The following is an 18,565-nucleotide window of genomic DNA, read 5'->3' on the forward strand; positions in this document are numbered from 1 at the left end:
GATGAAATAAAAATTATTACCGCAAAAATTTTGGCGAAAGATTTCATTAATTTGAAAAAATGTGTCAAGAAAGAATAGTCAAGTTGCTTTATGCTTATTTTTTCGAGGTATTTGAAGGCTTCTTATTGCTTTTCACTCAGTGTTGCGGCGAGCTTTCTCTCAAGCTCATCCAAGGATAGGTTAGTGTAAATTTTGCCTCTTATCGCAAGTGAAACATTGCCCGTTTCCTCGGATAGAACCACCACTACAGCGTCTGAGTTTTCGGTTAGCCCTATTGCTGCTCGGTGTCTCATCCCGAATATGTCTCTGTAGTGTTCGTCCTCTGTTAGCGGGAACTGACATGCCGCTGATTCAATTCTGTCGCCTCTTATTATTATGCCGCCATCATGAAGTGGTGTCATAGGAGAGAATATGCTAACGATAAGTTCGGGTGTCACCTTTGCTCCTATCGATTTGCCACCGACCACGACCCCCGAAAGCGGCGTTTTTCGCTGAATAGCTATTAGTGCACCTGCTCTCATTTCGCGAAGCTGTCTTAGGCTTTCTTTTATTGCCTTTATGGTTTCTTCTGATGTTCTGATTCTGAACGGGTTGAAAATTCTTGCGCTCCCAAGCCTTGTGAGGATGTCCTTTATTTCGGTTTGGAAAAGTATTATAAAAACGAGCGCCCAGATCATTGCCAGCCGTCGCACAAGCCAGCCGATGGTTTTAAGGTCAAGCCAGTAAGCTATAAGTGCACCAAAAAGAATTACTATGAGCCCTATAAGCATCGGTCGCGCTCGCGAACCTCTGATAAGTCGCAGCGCAATGTAAACGAGAAGTGCAACTATAGCTATATCGACTATGTCGCTTAGTGTTACGGGAATGAAATATATGTTGAATAGCTTAACCATGCCCTTTTATACTCTCCTTAGTATCAGGTTTTCAATGATGTCCGCTACTGCATCGTTGTCGCACGAGTATTTTGATACATAATCGGCTATTTTCAAAACATTCTCGTGTGCATTGGCGACAGTAGCGCGAATCCCGGCTTCCATAAACATTGGAACATCATTTATAAAGTCGCCTATAGCAAGTGTTTCGCTCTTTTCTATGCCAAGGTATTCTCGCAAAGCTTTTAGTCCCGTTCCCTTGTTGACCCCAATTCTTCTCAGCTCAAAATACCACATAGGATAGTATCTTATTGACGGGAAAAGAAAAACCTGCACATCAGGAAGGTTTAGTTTTTGTATTCTTTCTGCTGTTTCTTTTACGGGTTTCTCATCGCCCGAAACGAGTGCTATTGTCGGTGTAGTTGGGGAATCGGTGGGGTCTATTTCCTTTATGTCACATATCCACGATGATAGAATTTTTCGCATTTTTGCCGTAAGATTCCACCCGAAGGCTTCGTCTCGATCAACGACTAATGTTGTGGCATTAGTTGTGGCAAGAACATCAAGAGCTTTCAGGAATGATTCGCTGCTGAGAGGAGCGTGGAATACGCACTCATTGTTTGACAGGGGCTTAACCAGCGCACCGTTTAGACCTACTATAGGTAGGTCTATGCCAAGTTCATGAGCATAGATTCTCGTAGCGGAGACCATTCTGCCTGTGGCAAATGTTACATTAACGCCAGCTTTCTTTACTGCTTCTATTGATTCAATGGTTCTGGTGCCAAGGCTGAGGTCGCTTCCTATGAGGGTGCCGTCGAGGTCAATTACAACTAATTTTATCATTTGAAACCTTACACTTCTATTTTCTCCAATATTTCGTCCGGTATATCCATGTTGGAGTAAACTTTTTGAACATCGTCGTGGTCCTCGAGCGCTGCCAGCAGTTTGAGAAGTTTTGCGGCATCCTTTTCGCTTACCGGAACAACGCTTTGGGGTATGGCAGTATAATCAGCTGTGTCGACGGTGAAACCTTCCTCAAGGAGTTTCTGGCGGACATCGAATAAGTCTTTCGGTTCCGTGTATATCTCGTAGTATTCTTTTTCCTCCTTTATGTCGATGGCTCCTGCTTCGAGCGCTACATCTATGAGTTTGTCCTCGTCGATGTTGTCCTTAGGTATGGTTATTAATCCCGCTTTCGTGAACATCCATGACACGCAGCCTGATTCGCCAAGACTGCCACCAAAACGCGAGAATATATGGCGGATGTCTGCAACTGTTCGCCTCTTATTGTCGGTAAGGACTTCCACCATTATAGCGACACCACCGGGACCATAACCCTCATAGGATGCTTCCTCGTAAGCAACTCCGGGGAGCTCTCCGGTTCCTTTCTTAATGGCTCGTTCGATATTTTCTGAAGGCATATTAGCAGCTTTAGCAGCGGCTATAGCAGCTCTTAAACGCGGATTGCCCGCCGGGTCACCGCCACCAAGCCGTGCAGCAACTGTTATCTCACGAATAAGCTTAGTAAATAGTCGCCCTCGTTTGGCATCCATTGCCGCCTTTTTATGCCTTATTTGTGCCCACTTAGAATGTCCGCTCATTACCACCTCCGTTGGCTTTTTGTTCATTAATTATTATAGCACGCTCAGAAATTTTATCAACATCAAACTTCCCGATGCCAGTGCAAGAGATAATTTAAAAGGTCATTCTTTTAGGTTTATCCCGACGGTTATTTTTCCAATGCCGAAGAACAATGAATGTTCTCTCTTCACTTTGATGCCTAATTGACTGAGAATACCACCCATGTTTAGCTTGATGAATTGTGCGTAACTTTTACCCTCAACCAATTTTATTATGTTATACGCAGGAAACTTTGCTATCGGATTTTTTGGAAGGGAATAATCGGCAACGATTACTTTGCCGCCCTGTTTTGTTACTCTGACCATTTCCGATAGTATTTTTACTGTTTCTTTTTGCGGTATCTCGTGCAGCGCGAATGAAATACAGCATCCATCAACACTTTCGTCTTTTATCGGGAGTCTCGCCGCATCGGAGACGCAGAAGTAGATATTCCTGTGCTTCGCGTGTCGGGCAGCTAACCGCAACATGTGCTCTGAAATATCGATTCCGATAATGTTTAAGCCCAATTCGGCGAAGGCTGAAGCCTGTTTACCAGTTCCAGCAGCGATGTCGAGAACTTTAGCACCCGGTCCAAGTTCGATAAGTTCGGCAATTTTCTTTCGAACTCCTGAAAGAATTAAGTCAGCTAAAAAGTAGAATTTTGAGGCGAGTTTATATCTTTTTCTTATTTTGTCCTGGTATTTTTCGTCCACGATGAACGCCTAAAGTCGTGGGGAATTCGATGCAGTGCTTTGATGATTATAATGCCACCGGAAGGCTAATATACGAGGTTTCTTTCGATAGATTTTTGCGCTGACTCTTTTGGTTGTGTCCGCCCCAAACTTGAAAAAGTATAGTCCCCAGATAACATTCAACTCGTAATCTTTTTCTTTTTTCCCGATGAGGAATTTTTCTGGTATTACTGCGTGTCGCAGGCGGCTTACACCCGCAAAAAATGCTGCCAGTGAATCGTAAGAACCACCAAGAGAAGTCCTGTAGAGGAATACCTCCCGAACGGCATCCTTTTTTATAGCAATGTTTTCCCGTGGACCGAGGAATTCCAGCCCTTTAGACATAGCTAACGAGTCTATACGGTTCATTATTGAGGTTCTTTCGTAAGGTGGAATAGGAGCGGGTCTTTTGGTTGATAATGCGGGAGGGTTTATTCCCCTTATTGTAACGATTATCCTGCCTCCTGATGTTTGCGTGTCGATTATGGCAGGCGATAACTCAAGCTGGTTGAGCTTGTCCAATACGCTTTTAATGCCGCCTATATCCACCAGCGAGTAAACCGCTATGAAGTGATGGTCACCGTCAGTGATTAGAGTTTCTGGCGGTAAGGCTTTAAGTTTTAGCACGAGCCTTGTGAACCGTGCTTTCCGCTTTGAAATAACCATTCTGAGACTTTTGCGCTTTACTACTTCCATTTTGCTTGGCTCGACCAATTCCGCCCGTATTATCTGCGTCGATGACTTGAAGTAGATAACCGTGGCCACTGTGAGAATCATGGTCACAGTTAAGATAGATGTATAAAGTTTACGAACTGATGACGCCCTTTGCGCAGGGTCAGGTTGCTCGTGGGAACGGTAAAGATTTATGTATGCGAATTTTGCCATTTCTACTTCGTGTAATATAAGTATAGAGATAACCCAACTACGGGCAATAGCTGACTTAATGGTTTTTTGGTCGTTGAAACCCTAATTTTCATAGTTCGGCTCACCAGTTTTTCGATGTTTATTTCTGAGAAACCAAGCCTGTCATTCAGTGAATTGCGGAATGCCTCGTCAAGTTTTTTGCCAATGTAAATTATCCCGGTTGGACGGAACGCTGGCTCTCTTTTTAGGTATGCTCCGAGCGTTATTCGCACCGCATCGAGAATGTCGTTTCTCAGGCGGGCGGTATCTACAGTTTCTCCTATGCGCTCGTGGGCGTAGATGTCGGTGAAAAAATGGATGCCGTAAAAGAATCGACCGCGGTCGAAAATGGTAACATGGGAGTATGGGTAGTCGATATGCACTACTATAGCTCCGAAACCGGATTGTAATCTGCTTATAAGCGAAACGAGGTTAAAGTCGGCTATGGGCTGAGGTTGTATTGATTCGACGAAAAGTCCGGCATCCTCAAGAACCCGCCCTCTATCAATGACATCGTCCTTGCGTGCCGCCGAAAGGATTATGCCGTTTTCAGCATGCTGATAAGAAGTAATAAGCTCTTCCTGTGGCTCGTTCATGTGGTAGGACATTTCCCAGGATATCTGGTCGTTCGATATCTTCTCGTATCCTGGCTCCTCGGGAATGATTTTTATTCCGCAAAGGTTTGGTGGAATGTTTGTTACGGCGCTGTCGGTTGTGACCTCTATCTGCTCGAGCAAGTTTCTTAGTATTTTAGCTAATGACTTTATGTCGGTTATTACTCCGAGGGAAACCGCACCTTCTGGAATATCAGAAAAGATTAGTTTTTCAACAACAATAGTGCCTCCGAGTTTTACCTCGGTGCAGATTATCTCTCGTTCACCGATATAGATTCCCAGCGCATTTTTTGGCATTTGATGCTATTTAGTCTCCCAGCTGGGATTGCCGAGTATTACCTGTCCATGCCCGTTGGGACAGCTTATGGAGTAGAAGAATGAGTCTCGGGCGACTATAATGTACGCTCGCCCGTCAAGTGGACATACGAAGTCAAATGTATCAGCTCCCTCGGGCAAAAATTTCTTTAATATCTCAGGGTCATCTGTGAATTTTCTAAGGATTATTTCCTGTTTTTTGGACTTTTTACTTTTCCCTTTCGTTTCTTGCTTTGTTGTGTCTGTCGTATCAGGTGCTAATCTTCCGCCAGCAGTTTCGAAATACTTCATTTCAGCCTCTGATATAAGCATCATTCGTTGGCGGCAAGCCTCTCTAAGGCGCACTTCTTTATCTGTCCTTATTTTTGGCAGAAGAAGTGTTGCCACAACTCCTATAGCGAGAATTATTATTATCACATCAAGTAGCATTAATCCTCTTCGCATACTACTCCCCTTTCTTTACTTCACCAACAGTTACTAATTTCTTTATTCTCTCAAGCTTCTTTTTCCCTATCCCTTTTACCTCAAGCATTTGCTCGACACTTCTAAAACCGTTATGCTGGCGCCGATACTCAATTATCCTCTGCGCAAGCACTGGGCCAATACCAGGAAGACTCATGAGCTCGTCTTTCGACGCTGTGTTTATGTTAATTTTCGTCTTTTGGGTATAAGCTTTCTTGTCTCCCTGGAATTTATGTTTCTCAGTTACTTTGTTAACTTCAGTTTTGCTTACGCTTTCGCTTAAAACTTTAATTTCAATGTTATTTTCTTCTTTTCCAGCCTTCTCCGCGTTTTCGCTTACAGTTGCTTCGTCAGATTTAGCTGGTGGTTCTGCTTTTCCCAGCGCCAGAAGCGATGGAACATTAGGCAGCATTATTGCACAAATTATCAAAGCGAGCGCCAAAGCCTTTATCTTATCCAATCTCAGCCCTAACATCAAGGTTAAATTTAATTGTCCATAAAGGTTTTTGCAAACACAAAAATCAAGGGGTTATTGGTTTAAATTGGTTGCATTTTTTGCCTTGAATTTGTATAATTGATAAGAAAGGAAAGTTGAGCGGGCGAGAACCTATGGGAGGTAAACAGGGACACCCTTAGGGGAGGAAAGTCCGGGCTTCCACGAGCCGGCATACCTCGTAACACGAGGGCCCCGAAAGGGGCGGAAAGTGCCACAGAAACTATACCGCCTGGAGGAGTTGTCTCCGAAAGGCAAGGGTGAAATGGGAGGGCTTAAGAAACCCTCTGCCTCGATGGAGACATCGAGGGCTGGCAAACCCTATGTGGAAGCAAGGTCAAGAAGGAGGCGGGTGGCTCTCCCTATGCCTCCGGGTGGACCGCGAGTGACCTTCAGGGCAACCTGAAGGCAAGATAAATGTCCCTGAGCCGAGAATCTCGGCGACAGAACCCGGCTTACCTTACCTAAGGGTTCTCGCCTGCTCAGCCAGCTGCCCTTGGAGAATAGGAGGAAGGAATGAAGTGGGTGCTGGCTGAAACCCCTGACCCGGAGCTTATAAAAAAATTCACCCTCGAGCTATCAATCCCCGAGGCTGTTGCCAAGGTCCTTGGTGCACGAAAATTCTCTTCTACTAAAGAACTTAAAACATTTTTCTACCCGTCTTTAACTGATCTTAGTGACCCGCTTCTGCTTCCCGATATGGATAAAGCCGTAGAGCGTATTCTGCGAGCGCTGAGAACAAAAGAACGGATAGTTATATATGGCGACTACGATGTCGATGGTATTACTGCAACGGCACTTTTGTATTCGGTGTTAAGTCGTTTTGGTGCTGATGTTACATGGTATCTTCCTGATAGGATATCCGAGGGCTATGGTCTTTCGCAGCAGGGCATAGACGATGCGGTTTCCAAGGGGGCGTCGTTGCTTATTTCGGTGGATTGCGGGATTACCGGAGTCGACGCGGTGGAGTATGCAAAGAGTCGGGGAATAGATTGCATAATAACTGACCACCACGAGCCCGCAGAAAGGATACCGGATGCTGTGGCTGTTGTTGACCCGAAACTTATTGAGGATGAGAGTGTTCCGTTCAGGGACCTTTCCGGAGTTGGGGTTGCGTACAAGCTTGCAGATGCCCTCTACGATGTTCTCAATGAGGATAAAGCAGAGCTTCATCAGCATCTTGATCTCGTTGGACTCGGAACTATAGCCGACATAGTTCCACTAACGCGGGAGAACAGAATTCTTGCGCGATTCGGTCTCAGAACTATAGAGATGACGCAGAAGCCCGGCATAAAGGCATTGCTGCAGACCGCGGGAATCTGGGGTAATGAACTTTCGAGCTGGCACATAGTGTTTATCCTTGCACCGAGGCTTAATGCGGTGGGAAGAATAAGCGACCCTGAGCTGGCATTTAAACTTCTCGTAAGCCACAGCATGGATGAGGCACGAAAAATAGCCGCGATCCTTGAGGACGAAAACAAACGCAGAAAAGACCTTGACGAGCGAATTTTCGCTGAGGCTATTGAGCTCGCCGAAAGAACCATGAACCCCGACGACAAGGCAATAGTTCTTGTGAGTGATAAATGGCATCTGGGAGTTATAGGAATAGTAGCTTCGCGGTTGGTGGAAAGGTATTATCGTCCAGTTGTTCTCATATCTACTATAGACGGTGTTGGCAAGGGTTCTGGGCGAAGCATCCCATCGTTCCATTTGCTTGATGCGCTTAGGAGCACGGGTTATCTTCTTACCAAATTCGGGGGTCACAAACACGCTGCGGGGCTGTGTATCGAACCCGATAAAATAGAAAAATTCAAGCAAGAATTTTTGGCGTACGCGAATGAACATCTAACTCAGGCGGACCTTGTGCCACAACTTCAGATAGATGCCAAAATTTCCGCTGACGAAATAGACCTTAATCTCGTAAAGTGGCTCGAGCTTTTTGCACCATACGGTCCAGATAATATGAGACCTATTTTTCTCCTTGAGGATGTCACCATAGCTGGTGAACCAAAAATAGTGGGGAACAACCACCTGCGCTTCAAAATTAAAAACCAGAAAAGGTTGATAGATGTCATAGGATTTGGCTTTGGTTCGCACAAACAGCGTTTGCTCATGAGCTCGAGACCGATAAACCTTGCAGTGGTTGTCGAGAAAAACACATATTATGGCACACCTGATGTTCAATTGAGGCTCAAAGATATAAAACTTGGCAACTGGCGACTCGACATGGATTAATCTTTCGGGAAAATCCCCGCGGTTTCACCTTGAGGGCGTAATTTAAAGTTTTTGTGTAAATTCAACTTTTTAACGGTTCAACCTGTCCCAGCGCGAAAGCCATAATCTGACCCACAGCAATTCCTTGATCGTTTGCGGGATTTAGAAGTGGGTAAACAAGTTCTATTTTGCCTGAAAGTAGCTTTTTTAACATCCACAGAAGTGTTTTGTTCTGGAAGACCCCACCGGATACAGCCGCTATCCTGACTCCATACTTCTCAGACAGGATACCAAGTACCATAGCAGTAGCATGAGCTACCGTAAGATGGAATCTTGTGGCTATTTCTTCCTTCGGCTTTTTCTTCTCAGTATCCCTTGAAAGTTCCTTCAAAGTTGGGTCAAAGTTTAACTCTATTAAATCTTCCTTCTCCAGCACCTGATACGCATACGGTTTTACCGTTATATCGGGATAAGCGAGGCTTTCGAGCATCATTGGTGCTTCTGCTTCGTAGTCGTTCTCAAAAGCTACTCCTGCTATAGCGGCTGCAGCGTCGAAAAATCGTCCCATACTCGTAGTAAGCGGGGGCTTGCTCTGTTCTACAACTCTTTTTACGAATTCGAGTTCACGGTCGGTAATTCTTTCGAAGAGGGGAAGGCTAAGTTTTCTTGCGTCATCGCCGAAAATCCTTATCAGATACGCTAACGCCATCCTTGTTATCTTCTTTGCGGCTGCATCACCGCCGGGCTGAGGAATAATGCGGACATGACCGACTCGGTTTATTGTTCCCTCAGGACTTGCAGTGAAAAATTCCCCGCCCCAAATGTTGCCGTCATCGCCGTAGCCGGTGCCATCGAATATCGCTGCCGCAACCGGTTCCTGAATGCCTTGTTCTGCTATTACTGCCCAGAGGTGGGATTTGTGGTGTTGAACGGTAAAGCAGGGGATACCAAGCTCTTTTGCGAATGCTATTCCTAATCTGCGCGAATGGTAATCGGGATGCTTATCCACAATAACGGCTTTGGGCTTAATCTCGAGCCACTCAAGAAACTTGTTCACCGTTTCAATAAGGAAATCCTGCGCGAGCGGGTCTTCCATTTCGCCAAGGTATTGAGATGGATAGATAAATTTGCCGTCCGTTATCGCTATTCCACCTTTCATGTCAGCACCGAATGCCACCGCAGGCTCACATTTAACCGAAAGCTGATATCGCGACGGCGTGAAACCCCTTGCCCTGCGCATTAATATTAATTCACCATCGAGTTCAAAGCCCACTGAATCATCAACTCTGTTGTGAATCTCGCGGTCATACCATAGAATCGCGTCGGCTATATCCAGTCGTGTCATTGCATCTTCTGGGTCTTTGGCTATCGGTTCGTCCCTCCTGTTACCGGATGTAGCTATTATAACATCTGGTGCCTCCATTCTGAATAACATGTGATGTGCCGGTGCGTAGGGTAGCATAACCCCTATCCTCGACAGCCCAGGTGCGATGAGGCGGGATATTGAGTTTTCTTGGCGTTTCCTGAGAAGCATTATGGGGGCGTAAGGTGAGCTTAGTTGCGATATTTCAAATTGTGTGGCGTGCGCTATTTCCTTTACCGAGCTTATGTTAGCTGCCATAACGGCGAAAGGCTTCGTTGGTCGGCGTTTCCATTCGCGAAGTCGTGCTATGGCGTCGTCGTTGCGTGCTGAGCATATAAGGTGAAAACCACCTATCCCCTGCATAGCTATTATTTTGCCTGATGAAACAAGTCTCGCAGCGAACTCTATGGCATCACTGTCTATAAGGTTTGTGTTGTTGAATTTTTTACCGTTCTTTATGCTTAGATAGTAGTGAGGTCCGCATTTGGCGCAGGAGACTGGTTGAGCATGGTAGCGCCTGTCGAGAGGATTTTCGTATTCTTTACGGCAGTCGGAGCACATATTAAATTTTGCCATTGTCGTTCGAGGTCTGTCGTAGGGAAGTTTACGAACTATAGTGAACCTTGGACCACAATTGGTGCAGTTTATGAAAGGATAAAGGTATCTTCTGTCGGCTGGGTCAAAGAGTTCAGAAAGACAATCGTCACAGGTGGCAAGGTCTGGAGGCATAAGTCCTATCGTATCCGCTGTTGCTGATTTCTCGATAACGAATGAATTTACACCTTTTCGAGGTTCAGTCTCTTCTGTCTCGATAGATTCAATTACGGCAGCTTTTGGATGTTCGTCGCGAAGGCTTCTTAGGAAGTTCTGAATTTTTTCATCTTCTCCCTGGGCAAATATTCGCACTCCCCAGCTCTCATTTCTTACGAATCCAGAAATACCAAATTTGTTGGCGATACGATAGACGAAGGGTCGAAATCCTACCCCCTGAACTACGCCATAAACTTTTATTATAAGCGCTTTCATCAATTGGCTTGTCCATATTTTCGGAGCGAGGGCTATTTATTTGGCAACTTTGCTTGCTTTCAGATTATCTTGCTCGAGCAGTGTGGGGACGGCCGCGCACCCCAACCCTTTTGGGGAACCACTTTTCCCATTGGACGACGATAGGGCTCACGATGTAGATGGAGGAGTAGGTTCCGACTATTACTCCTATGAACAGCGCCAACGCAAAATCCCTTATGGGTAGGCTTCCGAAGAGAAGGAGGCACAAAACGACTATCAGTGTCGTGAGTGAGGTTATTATCGTTCGCGAGAAGACCTGACTCAGGCTCTTGTTTACGATATCATAAAATGGCAGTTTGCGGAGTTTTGCCATGTTCTCTCGAATTCTATCTGATATGACTATCGAGTCGTTTATCGAATAACCGACAATGGTAAGCAATGCTGCTACGATCGATAGGTTAATTTCCTTGTTTAAAATCGAGAATATCCCCAGTGTTATGAACGCATCGTGGAAAAGCGCCAGTACCGATGCCACGCCAAACCTGAGCTGGAATCTTATCCAGATGTATATCAGCATCAAAAACAGCGCTATTACTATGGCTTTTATAGCTTTGCGTCTCAGCTCTACGCCGACTTTGGGTCCCACCTTTTCATTGGAAAGTATTTTTATGTCATACCCTTCCTGTGGTGTAAGATGAGCCCCAAGCGCGTCAAGGATAACTCCCGTTATATCTTTGTATTTTTCGTCAAGCTCCATCGGGATGCGAAGCATTATCCATGGCTTTTCGCCTTTTATAGTCTGCGCCTCGATTCCCGTCAGACCAGCGCTGGCAAGGATTGAGCGTATTTCGCCAATGTCAGCCTTTTTGCCGAGGGATATTTCGAGAACTCGTCCACCGGTAAAATCAATACCGTATCTTGGCCCACCATGAACTATAAGCGAAACAAGGCTTGCCAGAATTAGTATTCCCGAGATTGCGAAAGCTATTTTTCGCGGTTTTAAAAAGTCCCATTCGATGGTCTGGAAAAATTGCATTTTTATCCCTCCAGTGCTTTATATAGATATTGTTTCTTTCTTTAGTCCCACAACATACCAGTCGAAAATCATTCTTGTAACGACTATGGCAGTGTACATTGATATGAGAAGACCGAGCATAAGTGTTATGGCGAAACCTTTTATCGGTCCTGTTCCGAAATTAAACAGCACCAGTGCTGCTATTAAAGTCGTCACATTTGCGTCTATTATCGTTACTATAACTCTGTTGTAGCCAGCCTCTATAGCCATTCTTATGGTTTTTCCTGTTCGCAATTCCTCTCGTATTCGCTCGTATATCAGAACATTGGCATCAACCGCCATACCTATAGTCAGGATTATTCCTGCTATTCCGGGGAGAGTTAGCGTGGCGTTAAGCATGGCAAGTGCGCCAAGGAGAAGTATTAGATTAAGGATTAATGCTATGTCAGCGACTATACCGGCAAACTTGTAATAGACTATCATAAAGATCATTACCAATATTAACCCTATTATAGCGGCGTTTTTGCCTTTTCTTATTGAGTCCTCGCCGAGAAGTGGGCCAACGCTACGCTCTTCTATTATGTTAAGCGGGACAGGTAGTGAGCCAGCGCGCAGAACTATAGTTATTATTTTTGCCTCATCAACATTTCTTATTCCCTCTATTATTGCTCTGCCACTTGGTATTCTGTCGTTTATCACCGGCGCTGTGAATACTTTTCCATTAAGGACTATTGCGAGTCGCTTTTTAATGTTTGCGCCCGTTACCCTTGCGAAAATTTTAGTTCCTTGAGCATCGAAATTGAGGTATACCACTGGCGCGTTGGGTGTTCTTCCGCCGCCGAGTCGCCAGGAAGCGCTTTTTAGGTGGGCGCCCGTAAGCTCTGCCTTATCTCGTAGAAGATACAGTTTTTTCACGCGGGTGCCCTCGTAGTCGGAAAAGTGAGCATCCCAGAGGAGGGTCGAGTGGGGTATGAGTTTTTTCACTTCCGGAAGTTTTAGAAGATTGTCCACGACATTAACATAGGATGCGATAACCATTATGTCGTTGTTTTTCACGAATACCATTGATGAGAACGGTCTTTCTTCAGCGGGAACTTCTTCTTCTGGTGCCGGGGTGGGTTTTTCCTCGGCTTTTTCAGCTTCTTTCCCGAATATAGCCTTGCCAGTTATTACGGTAGTTTCCTTTTTCGCCGTTTTTGTGGATTCGATGTGGGCAGCAACCTCGGTGGTTTCTTTTTCAGCCTTTGCTAAAAGTGATTCCGCCACTGCTTTTGTCGTTTCTGCAAGCTCTGTTGTTTCGGCTTCAGCTTTTTCACCAATCTTACCAGCTTTTGCCATTTCGAGGTATTCGGGATGCTCTTCAAGCAGTCTATCCATAGCGTCTACGAATCTTTTCACATCGTTGGCATCGCGCATTAACCTGAATTCCAATAACGCTGTTTCCTGGATTAGTTGTTTCGCCCGTTCTATGTCCTGGATGCCCGGGAGTTCCACGATTATTCGCGTTTCGCCAGCCCTTTGGATAACAGGCTCAGCTACGCCGAATTGGTCGACTCTCGTGCGGATAACCTCGAGTGCCTCATCTATTGGTATTTCCGCCATGTCAGGAGGAAGTTTGGTGGTATCCACCTCGTAAACGAGATGAGTGCCTCCTTTTAGGTCCAATCCCAAACGCAACCCTTTCAGCTGCAGGCTATCGACCAGTGCTGGATTTTCCTTCCTTACTTTTTCGGGAAGGGTGGCGAGTCTTATGGTGGGATATAGATAATAAAGTGCTATTAAAACAAGAATTATGGTTAGAACCAATTTCCACGCTATGCCTTTCATTTATTCCTCCCTTAATTATGTCAAGCAGTGAAAATATTATTTAACATAATGATGTCAAACTAAAGTTACAATTTAAGTTTTAGTTTTCAAGTTTTCCAGCAAAATTGTTGACTAATTCATTTTTAATGCGATTTTGGAACTGATATGGCTATCAGGACATCGAAGATAGGCAAGAGTCACGATGAGGAAACATCATTTTTTGGGCGTGGCTCAAAGATTAGCGGTGCACCAGAGGAAGAGGGCATAGTGGTGAAGCAGGTTGACGACCTCGTTCGTGTGCGGATAACGCGAAGTTCAGCCTGCGCATCGTGCGCTGTAGCCGATAAATGTCCGCTAACGAATCTTGGCATGAAGGGCAAAGGGGAGTGGCAGGTCTGGGCGCGAAACAAGGTCTCAGCAAAGGTGGGGGACAAGGTAAAAATAGTTATAGCACCATCACGCTACATACTAATAGCAGCGATAATATTCATATTGCCTGTAGCGGTTCTCTTACTGTCCTATCTTTTTTTCCGCTTTATCGGAATGGCTGACAATAAAGCCGTTGTGTCCTCGGTTTTCATGGCATTCATAAGCTATTTCGTGATTCGAACCATGGAGCGCTCTAAACTCGCCACGCAATCGTATGAGGTTGTTGAGGTTATAGGGCAGGAACAACAACAAGACGAAAGTTAAGCGATTTCCCTAATTCGGCAATCCAGCATTGTTTGTGTTGTCATCTATTTTTTATTTTAAATCTCCGCGGTCCCCGAGTGTCCGCGGTCTCCGCGATTCCGTCCTCTTAACCTATTACCTATTGACTCCATGGTATCCTTGACTTTTGATTAGCAGGTGGGAATATTCATCTAAATGGAGAAAGATGCGAAAATTAATAGGCTAAAAGAACTTTACAAAGAAAAAGAAAGCATAATAAGCCGAAGAGTCGCTGAGTTCCGCAGATTATGGGAAAGCGGAGATGAAGTTGATTACCTTAAAGAACTCGTCTTTTGCATTCTAACTCCTCAGTCGAAAGCTAAGATATGCTGGCAGAAAGTCTTGGAGCTTTTTGAAGAAAAGCTAATATTTGGGGGCAGTATAGAAGATATAGCATCGGTGTTGACTGGCGTTAGATTCAGGTTCAACAAGGCACGATACATCGTGTTTGCCCGCGAAAAATTTATAGCGGACGGGAAAATAATCCTGCGAGAAAAGATAAAACAATTCGAGCAACCTCTGCAAGCGAGAGAGTGGCTTGTCAAAAGCATCAAAGGAATGGGCTACAAAGAGGCGAGCCATTTCCTGCGAAACATCGGCTTTGGAGAAAATCTCGCAATACTGGACAGGCATATTCTTAAAAATCTAAAGCATTTCGGGGTGATAAGTGAAATTCCAAAATCGCTAACACGAAAAAAGTATATTGGGATAGAGAAGAAATTCCTGTCTTTTGCAGAGATTGTTAATATCCCGCCAGCTCACCTCGACCTCCTTCTATGGCGCAAGGAAACAGGCGAGGTATTCAAATGACTATTGCGCAAAATTTTGAAAAGGATACGGAATAGGATTCTAAATCTTTAATCACGGCACTTCGACTTTAGCAAGTATTATTCTTACTATGTCCTCGGATGTTTTTTCCTCCGCCTCCGCCTCATATGTTATGAGCACTCTGTGTCGCAAAACATCCATAGCTATTGCGCGCACATCCTCTGGGGTAACATATCCACGCCTGTCGAGGAATGCGTGAGCCTGCGCAGCAAGACGAAGGTACATCGTTGCCCGCGGCGACGCTCCCCATGCTATAAGAGGTTTAAGCTCTTCAAGGCCGTATTGTTCAGGATAACGGGTAGCAAAAACAATATCGAGTATATAATCCTCTATCTTCTGGTCAACATAGACATCTCTTACTACCTCCCTTGCGCGAAGAATATCCTCTGGCTCTACTACCTTCTCGGCTTGTGGCGGGTTTATTTGCGTATGAATCTCCATTATTTTGCGCTCTTCCTCGCGATTAGGATAATCTATTATAACTTTGAGCATAAATCTGTCTATTTGCGCCTCGGGTAGAGGATATGTTCCCTGTTGTTCGATGGGGTTCTGGGTTGCCATAACGAGGAACGGCTTTGGAAGCGGGAAATTGTTTTCTCCTATGGTAACCTGTCTTTCCTGCATAGCCTCAAGCAATGCCGACTGAACCTTAGCTGGTGCACGGTTTATCTCATCGGCAAGAATGAAATTCGCAAATATCGGTCCCTTCTTCGGAACAAATTCTCCCGTTTGCTGGTTATATATAAGAGTTCCTGTTATATCTGCGGGAAGAAGGTCAGGAGTAAATTGAATTCTCTTAAAGGATGCGTTTATACAGTCAGCAAGAGTGCGTATCATAAGCGTTTTAGCAAGTCCGGGTACCCCTTCAAGCAATATGTGACCGTCGGCGAGAAGACCTATGAGAAGTCTATCGATAACACGCCTTTGTCCAACTATAACCTTGTAGATTTCGTTCCTCAGGCGGTCAACAAACGCCGATTCCTCCCTTATCCTCTCGTTTAGCTCCGTGATATTAATGCTCATCGCTTTCCTCCTTAATTTTATCCTCGGAAGCTATAAACTTTTTAGCCTTATCTATTGTCTCCAAAAGTTCTTCATTCGTCGGGTATTTGCCCGCAAATCTCACATCGTCACAGAACTGTAAAATTTCTTTTAAAAGTATGAATTTCTGCCCCGCTATTCGAGCAGAAAGCATCTCAAGTATCTCATCGCTCGACATGCCTGAGGCTTTTATTCCGTATCGTTCTTCAATATACTTTCGCAGCGTTCGTGACAATTCCTCAATAATTTTCTCGTGACCATGAATTTGCGGTGACAGCCTAACAAGCCTCGCGTAATAAGTTTCCTCGGGAGATATTTCGGGCTTTTCCGCCTCCTTGAATTGTAATTCCATGGACTTTTTCTTCATAATAGCGAACGCCATGTAAAACAATCCCAGCCCAAGAATAGTCAGCCCAAGTGGAGCAAGCGGAATCCGCACCTTCGAAGGAAGCGCGACCACCGAGAATCCCTTTAGTAAAACCTTGACCACAGTAGAATCAGGTAGATGAATGAATTTCGCGCTATCCTGAAAAACCATGGCTTCCCCGGGGTGTTTGGGCGTGAAAAGCAATTCGAGCCTCATAGTGCCGAACTTTGCTTTCGCCTCGAAATGAGACTCGCTTTCAATTCGACTGCCAAGTGGTTTGAGATTCTGAAATTTAATCGGCGGGATTGTATCCAAAACCCAGCAAACGGGGTCTGTATCGAAGCGCATTACATAAACTATTCTCAGGGTATCGCCAACGCGGACGCTTTCAGCACTGATACTCTCCGTCACAGCTATGGAGCCAATGTATGCGCTACTATCAATTGTTGCCGAATCAGCAACCATAAAAAGCGCAAAAATTGTTATTAATGCTGCATTCATTTCAGCTTTAAAACATTCTCAAGTCGTCTTTTAACATCATCGTACGCCGGAGCAGGCACAAGGAACTTAATCTTCTCACCTTCAACATACGCTGGGCGAAATTCGCCTTCTGGCTTGCCAAGGTATAGTCGGTGTTTAGCGCCGTTTTTGTCCGTTATAGATGCTATCATATCCGAATGTGAGGCATCAAGTGAGAAAGCAGTATCAAGCGAAACCTTTTTGTACGCCATGTGAACTACTGCCTCAATTGTTGGTCGTATCTGCTTTATTTTCATGTCTCGAGCGCCGAACGGGGTTTTAACACGCCAGTCTTCCTTGCTGCGCCTTATGAACCTATAAGTTTTACCCCCAAGCCTTACCTCGACCTCATTTATGTCGCTAATAGGAATATCCATCATCCGCTTCTGCACAAATCTTTCGGTATTATAGCTTTTCCAAGGAAGAATCCTTGACTTGGCAACATATAAATATTCTGGTCCACTGCCCTTACGAACCTGTATTCTGTATCCCCACGCTGTATCACCCACAAAAAGTGTGCATGGTTTCCCCTCTATGCTAAGAACGAATCGCCACCCTGAATCACGGAATCTTTTGTCTTTTAAGAATGAGTCAATGTACGCATACTCTATGTCGCGAAGGAACTTCTCGATGGTTTTACTATTAGCAAGCATGGTATCTTTACCGAAAATGAACCATCCCCCAGCCTTGATGCCAGCAATCAATACCGTGCTTTCAGGAGCAATGATTTCTATGTGGTCGGCTGATGTAGCTTTGCAAATTTGCCTGCTTCGGTAATACTGCGCTGGTCTTGAAACAAGCGTGATAAGGTAACTTGCTATCTCGAAAAGTGGCTTTTTGGAAGGCGTCCAGCCATAGCAACCCAGAAGTGAGCTGTCCTCCTTGCTATATTCACCAAGAACATTTAGCACATATTCTTTGCCCGTTGTGTCTATTAGCGTTATTGTTCCCGCCTGCCTGAGGTTACGCGCTGCTATAACAGAATCAGAGTGATCCTCCGCAGCGAAATCAGCAGCACGGGCATTAATTGTTGATGATATAAGGTCGTGAACATAGTTCTGCTCAGCTTCCGATTCAATAGGTTGTGTGATCCACCATTTGCCATCTTTTCTTGCGAAAACGAGCTCTCCCGCAGGTCTCTTAACTATAACCTTTTTTACGGCTGCTATGTCGAGCTTAGGCATTATCGATTTGTCCCTGAAATCTGTAGGCACGCGAAGAAGAGTAGTCCTTATCTCTCGAGGGACGAGTAAAATCCGCTTGTCGTTGTAAATCTGTGCGTAAACACCGTTTCTTGTTGGGCTTTCGTCGCCAAGCTTGAAGCCAACGCCATTCACGCTGAAATCCACCCATGGAACCGGGGCGAGCCCATATTCCTCCGGATTACCGCTATCTGCAACCACGACAGTATACGCTGCTTCAAGTGCTTTATCAACCACCTCGCGAACAGCAACAGTATCCGCAGGGTAGCGAACCGGCTCAAGAAGATACCATTTCCCTGTCGCGCTATCTATCCCGACCGTTGATGTTCCACTTCTCGTTTTAAGTGTGAACTTTGTTATTTTGTCAATCCCAGCAAGTAACCTTTGCCCTGCTTTAACACCTTTACGAGGCATTACCAAAAAGTATGCCAAAACTAAAACAGCAAATATCAGTCCCAATATCAGAGTTTTTCTCCAGCTCATA

Annotated in this window: 17 protein-coding genes and 1 other RNA gene; 4 read left to right on the forward strand and 14 right to left on the reverse strand. The window is 45.0% G+C overall.

Annotated features, from left to right (window positions below; translation table 11 throughout):
• Nucleotides 1-122: 122 nt before the first annotated feature.
• From cdaA to J7J62_03390, 8 genes are all read right to left on the reverse strand, one after another.
• Nucleotides 123-893 carry a diadenylate cyclase CdaA gene (gene cdaA, locus J7J62_03355; GenBank protein MCD6124192.1) on the reverse strand — a complete coding sequence of 257 codons (771 nt, stop codon included), beginning with the start codon at nt 891-893 and terminating at the stop codon, nt 123-125.
• Nucleotides 894-899: 6 nt separating this feature from the next.
• On the reverse strand, nt 900-1,715 hold the full coding sequence (locus J7J62_03360; protein ID MCD6124193.1) for an HAD family hydrolase: 816 nt from the start codon (nt 1,713-1,715) through the stop codon (nt 900-902).
• Nucleotides 1,716-1,723: 8 nt separating this feature from the next.
• Complete coding sequence (locus J7J62_03365) at nt 1,724-2,473, reverse strand: YebC/PmpR family DNA-binding transcriptional regulator (protein ID MCD6124194.1); 750 nt, start codon at nt 2,471-2,473, stop codon at nt 1,724-1,726.
• A gap of 102 nt (nt 2,474-2,575) precedes the next feature.
• Nucleotides 2,576-3,205 carry a methyltransferase domain-containing protein gene (locus J7J62_03370; GenBank protein ID MCD6124195.1) on the reverse strand — a complete coding sequence of 210 codons (630 nt, stop codon included), beginning with the start codon at nt 3,203-3,205 and terminating at the stop codon, nt 2,576-2,578.
• Between the two features lie 9 nt (nt 3,206-3,214).
• Nucleotides 3,215-4,108, reverse strand: a complete 894-nt coding sequence (locus J7J62_03375; GenBank protein ID MCD6124196.1) for a hypothetical protein — start codon at nt 4,106-4,108, stop codon at nt 3,215-3,217.
• 2 nt (nt 4,109-4,110) lie between these two features.
• Nucleotides 4,111-5,037: a pilus assembly protein PilM gene (pilM, locus tag J7J62_03380; GenBank protein MCD6124197.1), complete on the reverse strand. Its 927-nt coding sequence runs from the start codon at nt 5,035-5,037 to the stop codon at nt 4,111-4,113.
• A 6-nt stretch (nt 5,038-5,043) separates the two neighbouring features.
• Nucleotides 5,044-5,499 carry a type II secretion system protein gene (locus tag J7J62_03385; GenBank protein ID MCD6124198.1) on the reverse strand — a complete coding sequence of 152 codons (456 nt, stop codon included), beginning with the start codon at nt 5,497-5,499 and terminating at the stop codon, nt 5,044-5,046.
• Between the two features lies 1 nt (nt 5,500).
• On the reverse strand, nt 5,501-5,992 hold the full coding sequence (locus J7J62_03390; GenBank protein MCD6124199.1) for a helix-hairpin-helix domain-containing protein: 492 nt from the start codon (nt 5,990-5,992) through the stop codon (nt 5,501-5,503).
• Between the two features lie 139 nt (nt 5,993-6,131).
• Here J7J62_03390 and rnpB point away from each other — a divergent pair.
• An RNA gene (gene rnpB, locus J7J62_03395) (RNase P RNA component class A) lies at nt 6,132-6,480 on the forward strand.
• A gap of 46 nt (nt 6,481-6,526) precedes the next feature.
• On the forward strand, nt 6,527-8,245 hold the full coding sequence (gene recJ / locus J7J62_03400) for a single-stranded-DNA-specific exonuclease RecJ (protein MCD6124200.1): 1,719 nt from the start codon (nt 6,527-6,529) through the stop codon (nt 8,243-8,245).
• Between the two features lie 61 nt (nt 8,246-8,306).
• Here recJ and hypF read toward each other — a convergent pair whose 3' ends face one another.
• The 3 genes from hypF to secD all read right to left on the reverse strand — a co-directional run bounded on the left by hypF (nt 8,307) and on the right by secD (nt 13,434).
• A complete protein-coding gene (gene hypF, locus J7J62_03405; GenBank protein MCD6124201.1) occupies nt 8,307-10,613 on the reverse strand; it encodes a carbamoyltransferase HypF in 2,307 nt (768 codons plus the stop codon).
• Between the two features lie 64 nt (nt 10,614-10,677).
• A complete protein-coding gene (gene secF / locus J7J62_03410) occupies nt 10,678-11,628 on the reverse strand; it encodes a protein translocase subunit SecF (GenBank protein MCD6124202.1) in 951 nt (316 codons plus the stop codon).
• A gap of 18 nt (nt 11,629-11,646) precedes the next feature.
• Nucleotides 11,647-13,434: a protein translocase subunit SecD gene (gene secD / locus J7J62_03415; GenBank protein MCD6124203.1), complete on the reverse strand. Its 1,788-nt coding sequence runs from the start codon at nt 13,432-13,434 to the stop codon at nt 11,647-11,649.
• 144 nt (nt 13,435-13,578) lie between these two features.
• On the opposite strand from secD, the gene J7J62_03420 reads away from it, so the two are divergent.
• Nucleotides 13,579-14,106: a SoxR reducing system RseC family protein gene (locus J7J62_03420; GenBank protein ID MCD6124204.1), complete on the forward strand. Its 528-nt coding sequence runs from the start codon at nt 13,579-13,581 to the stop codon at nt 14,104-14,106.
• Nucleotides 14,107-14,280: 174 nt separating this feature from the next.
• Nucleotides 14,281-14,934, forward strand: a complete 654-nt coding sequence (locus J7J62_03425; GenBank protein MCD6124205.1) for an N-glycosylase/DNA lyase — start codon at nt 14,281-14,283, stop codon at nt 14,932-14,934.
• A 51-nt stretch (nt 14,935-14,985) separates the two neighbouring features.
• On the opposite strand, the gene J7J62_03430 is transcribed toward J7J62_03425, so the two are convergent.
• From J7J62_03430 to J7J62_03440, 3 genes are read right to left on the reverse strand one after another with little or no spacing between them, the layout of a single operon-like run.
• Entirely contained in the window at nt 14,986-15,975 is a 990-nt protein-coding gene (locus J7J62_03430) for a MoxR family ATPase (GenBank protein ID MCD6124206.1), read from the reverse strand.
• Nucleotides 15,965-16,861: a hypothetical protein gene (locus J7J62_03435; GenBank protein MCD6124207.1), complete on the reverse strand. Its 897-nt coding sequence runs from the start codon at nt 16,859-16,861 to the stop codon at nt 15,965-15,967. Before J7J62_03435 ends, J7J62_03430 begins: the two co-directional genes overlap by 11 nt.
• Entirely contained in the window at nt 16,858-18,564 is a 1,707-nt protein-coding gene (locus tag J7J62_03440; protein ID MCD6124208.1) for a DUF4340 domain-containing protein, read from the reverse strand. The genes J7J62_03435 and J7J62_03440 overlap by 4 nt, the downstream gene beginning before the upstream one ends.
• Nucleotide 18,565: the final 1 nt, after the last annotated feature.

Source organism: bacterium (genome assembly GCA_021159335.1).
In the GTDB taxonomy this organism is placed as follows: domain Bacteria; phylum UBP14; class UBA6098; order B30-G16; family B30-G16; genus JAGGRZ01.

Bases quoted from the DNA above. Each gene is read 5' to 3' on its own strand.
- cdaA (MCD6124192.1), bottom strand. From the start codon at position 893: ATGGTTAAGCTATTCAACATATATTTCATTCCCGTAACACTAAGCGAC.
- J7J62_03360 (MCD6124193.1), bottom strand. From the start codon at position 1,715: ATGATAAAATTAGTTGTAATTGACCTCGACGGCACCCTCATAGGAAGC.
- J7J62_03365 (MCD6124194.1), bottom strand. From the start codon at position 2,473: ATGAGCGGACATTCTAAGTGGGCACAAATAAGGCATAAAAAGGCGGCA.
- J7J62_03375 (MCD6124196.1), bottom strand. From the start codon at position 4,108: ATGGCAAAATTCGCATACATAAATCTTTACCGTTCCCACGAGCAACCT.
- pilM (MCD6124197.1), bottom strand. From the start codon at position 5,037: ATGCCAAAAAATGCGCTGGGAATCTATATCGGTGAACGAGAGATAATC.
- J7J62_03385 (MCD6124198.1), bottom strand. From the start codon at position 5,499: ATGCGAAGAGGATTAATGCTACTTGATGTGATAATAATAATTCTCGCT.
- J7J62_03390 (MCD6124199.1), bottom strand. From the start codon at position 5,992: ATGTTAGGGCTGAGATTGGATAAGATAAAGGCTTTGGCGCTCGCTTTG.
- recJ (MCD6124200.1), top strand. From the start codon at position 6,527: ATGAAGTGGGTGCTGGCTGAAACCCCTGACCCGGAGCTTATAAAAAAA.
- hypF (MCD6124201.1), bottom strand. From the start codon at position 10,613: ATGAAAGCGCTTATAATAAAAGTTTATGGCGTAGTTCAGGGGGTAGGA.
- secF (MCD6124202.1), bottom strand. From the start codon at position 11,628: ATGCAATTTTTCCAGACCATCGAATGGGACTTTTTAAAACCGCGAAAA.
- secD (MCD6124203.1), bottom strand. From the start codon at position 13,434: ATGAAAGGCATAGCGTGGAAATTGGTTCTAACCATAATTCTTGTTTTA.
- J7J62_03420 (MCD6124204.1), top strand. From the start codon at position 13,579: ATGGCTATCAGGACATCGAAGATAGGCAAGAGTCACGATGAGGAAACA.
- J7J62_03425 (MCD6124205.1), top strand. From the start codon at position 14,281: ATGGAGAAAGATGCGAAAATTAATAGGCTAAAAGAACTTTACAAAGAA.
- J7J62_03430 (MCD6124206.1), bottom strand. From the start codon at position 15,975: ATGAGCATTAATATCACGGAGCTAAACGAGAGGATAAGGGAGGAATCG.
- J7J62_03435 (MCD6124207.1), bottom strand. From the start codon at position 16,861: ATGAATGCAGCATTAATAACAATTTTTGCGCTTTTTATGGTTGCTGAT.
- J7J62_03440 (MCD6124208.1), bottom strand. From the start codon at position 18,564: ATGAGCTGGAGAAAAACTCTGATATTGGGACTGATATTTGCTGTTTTA.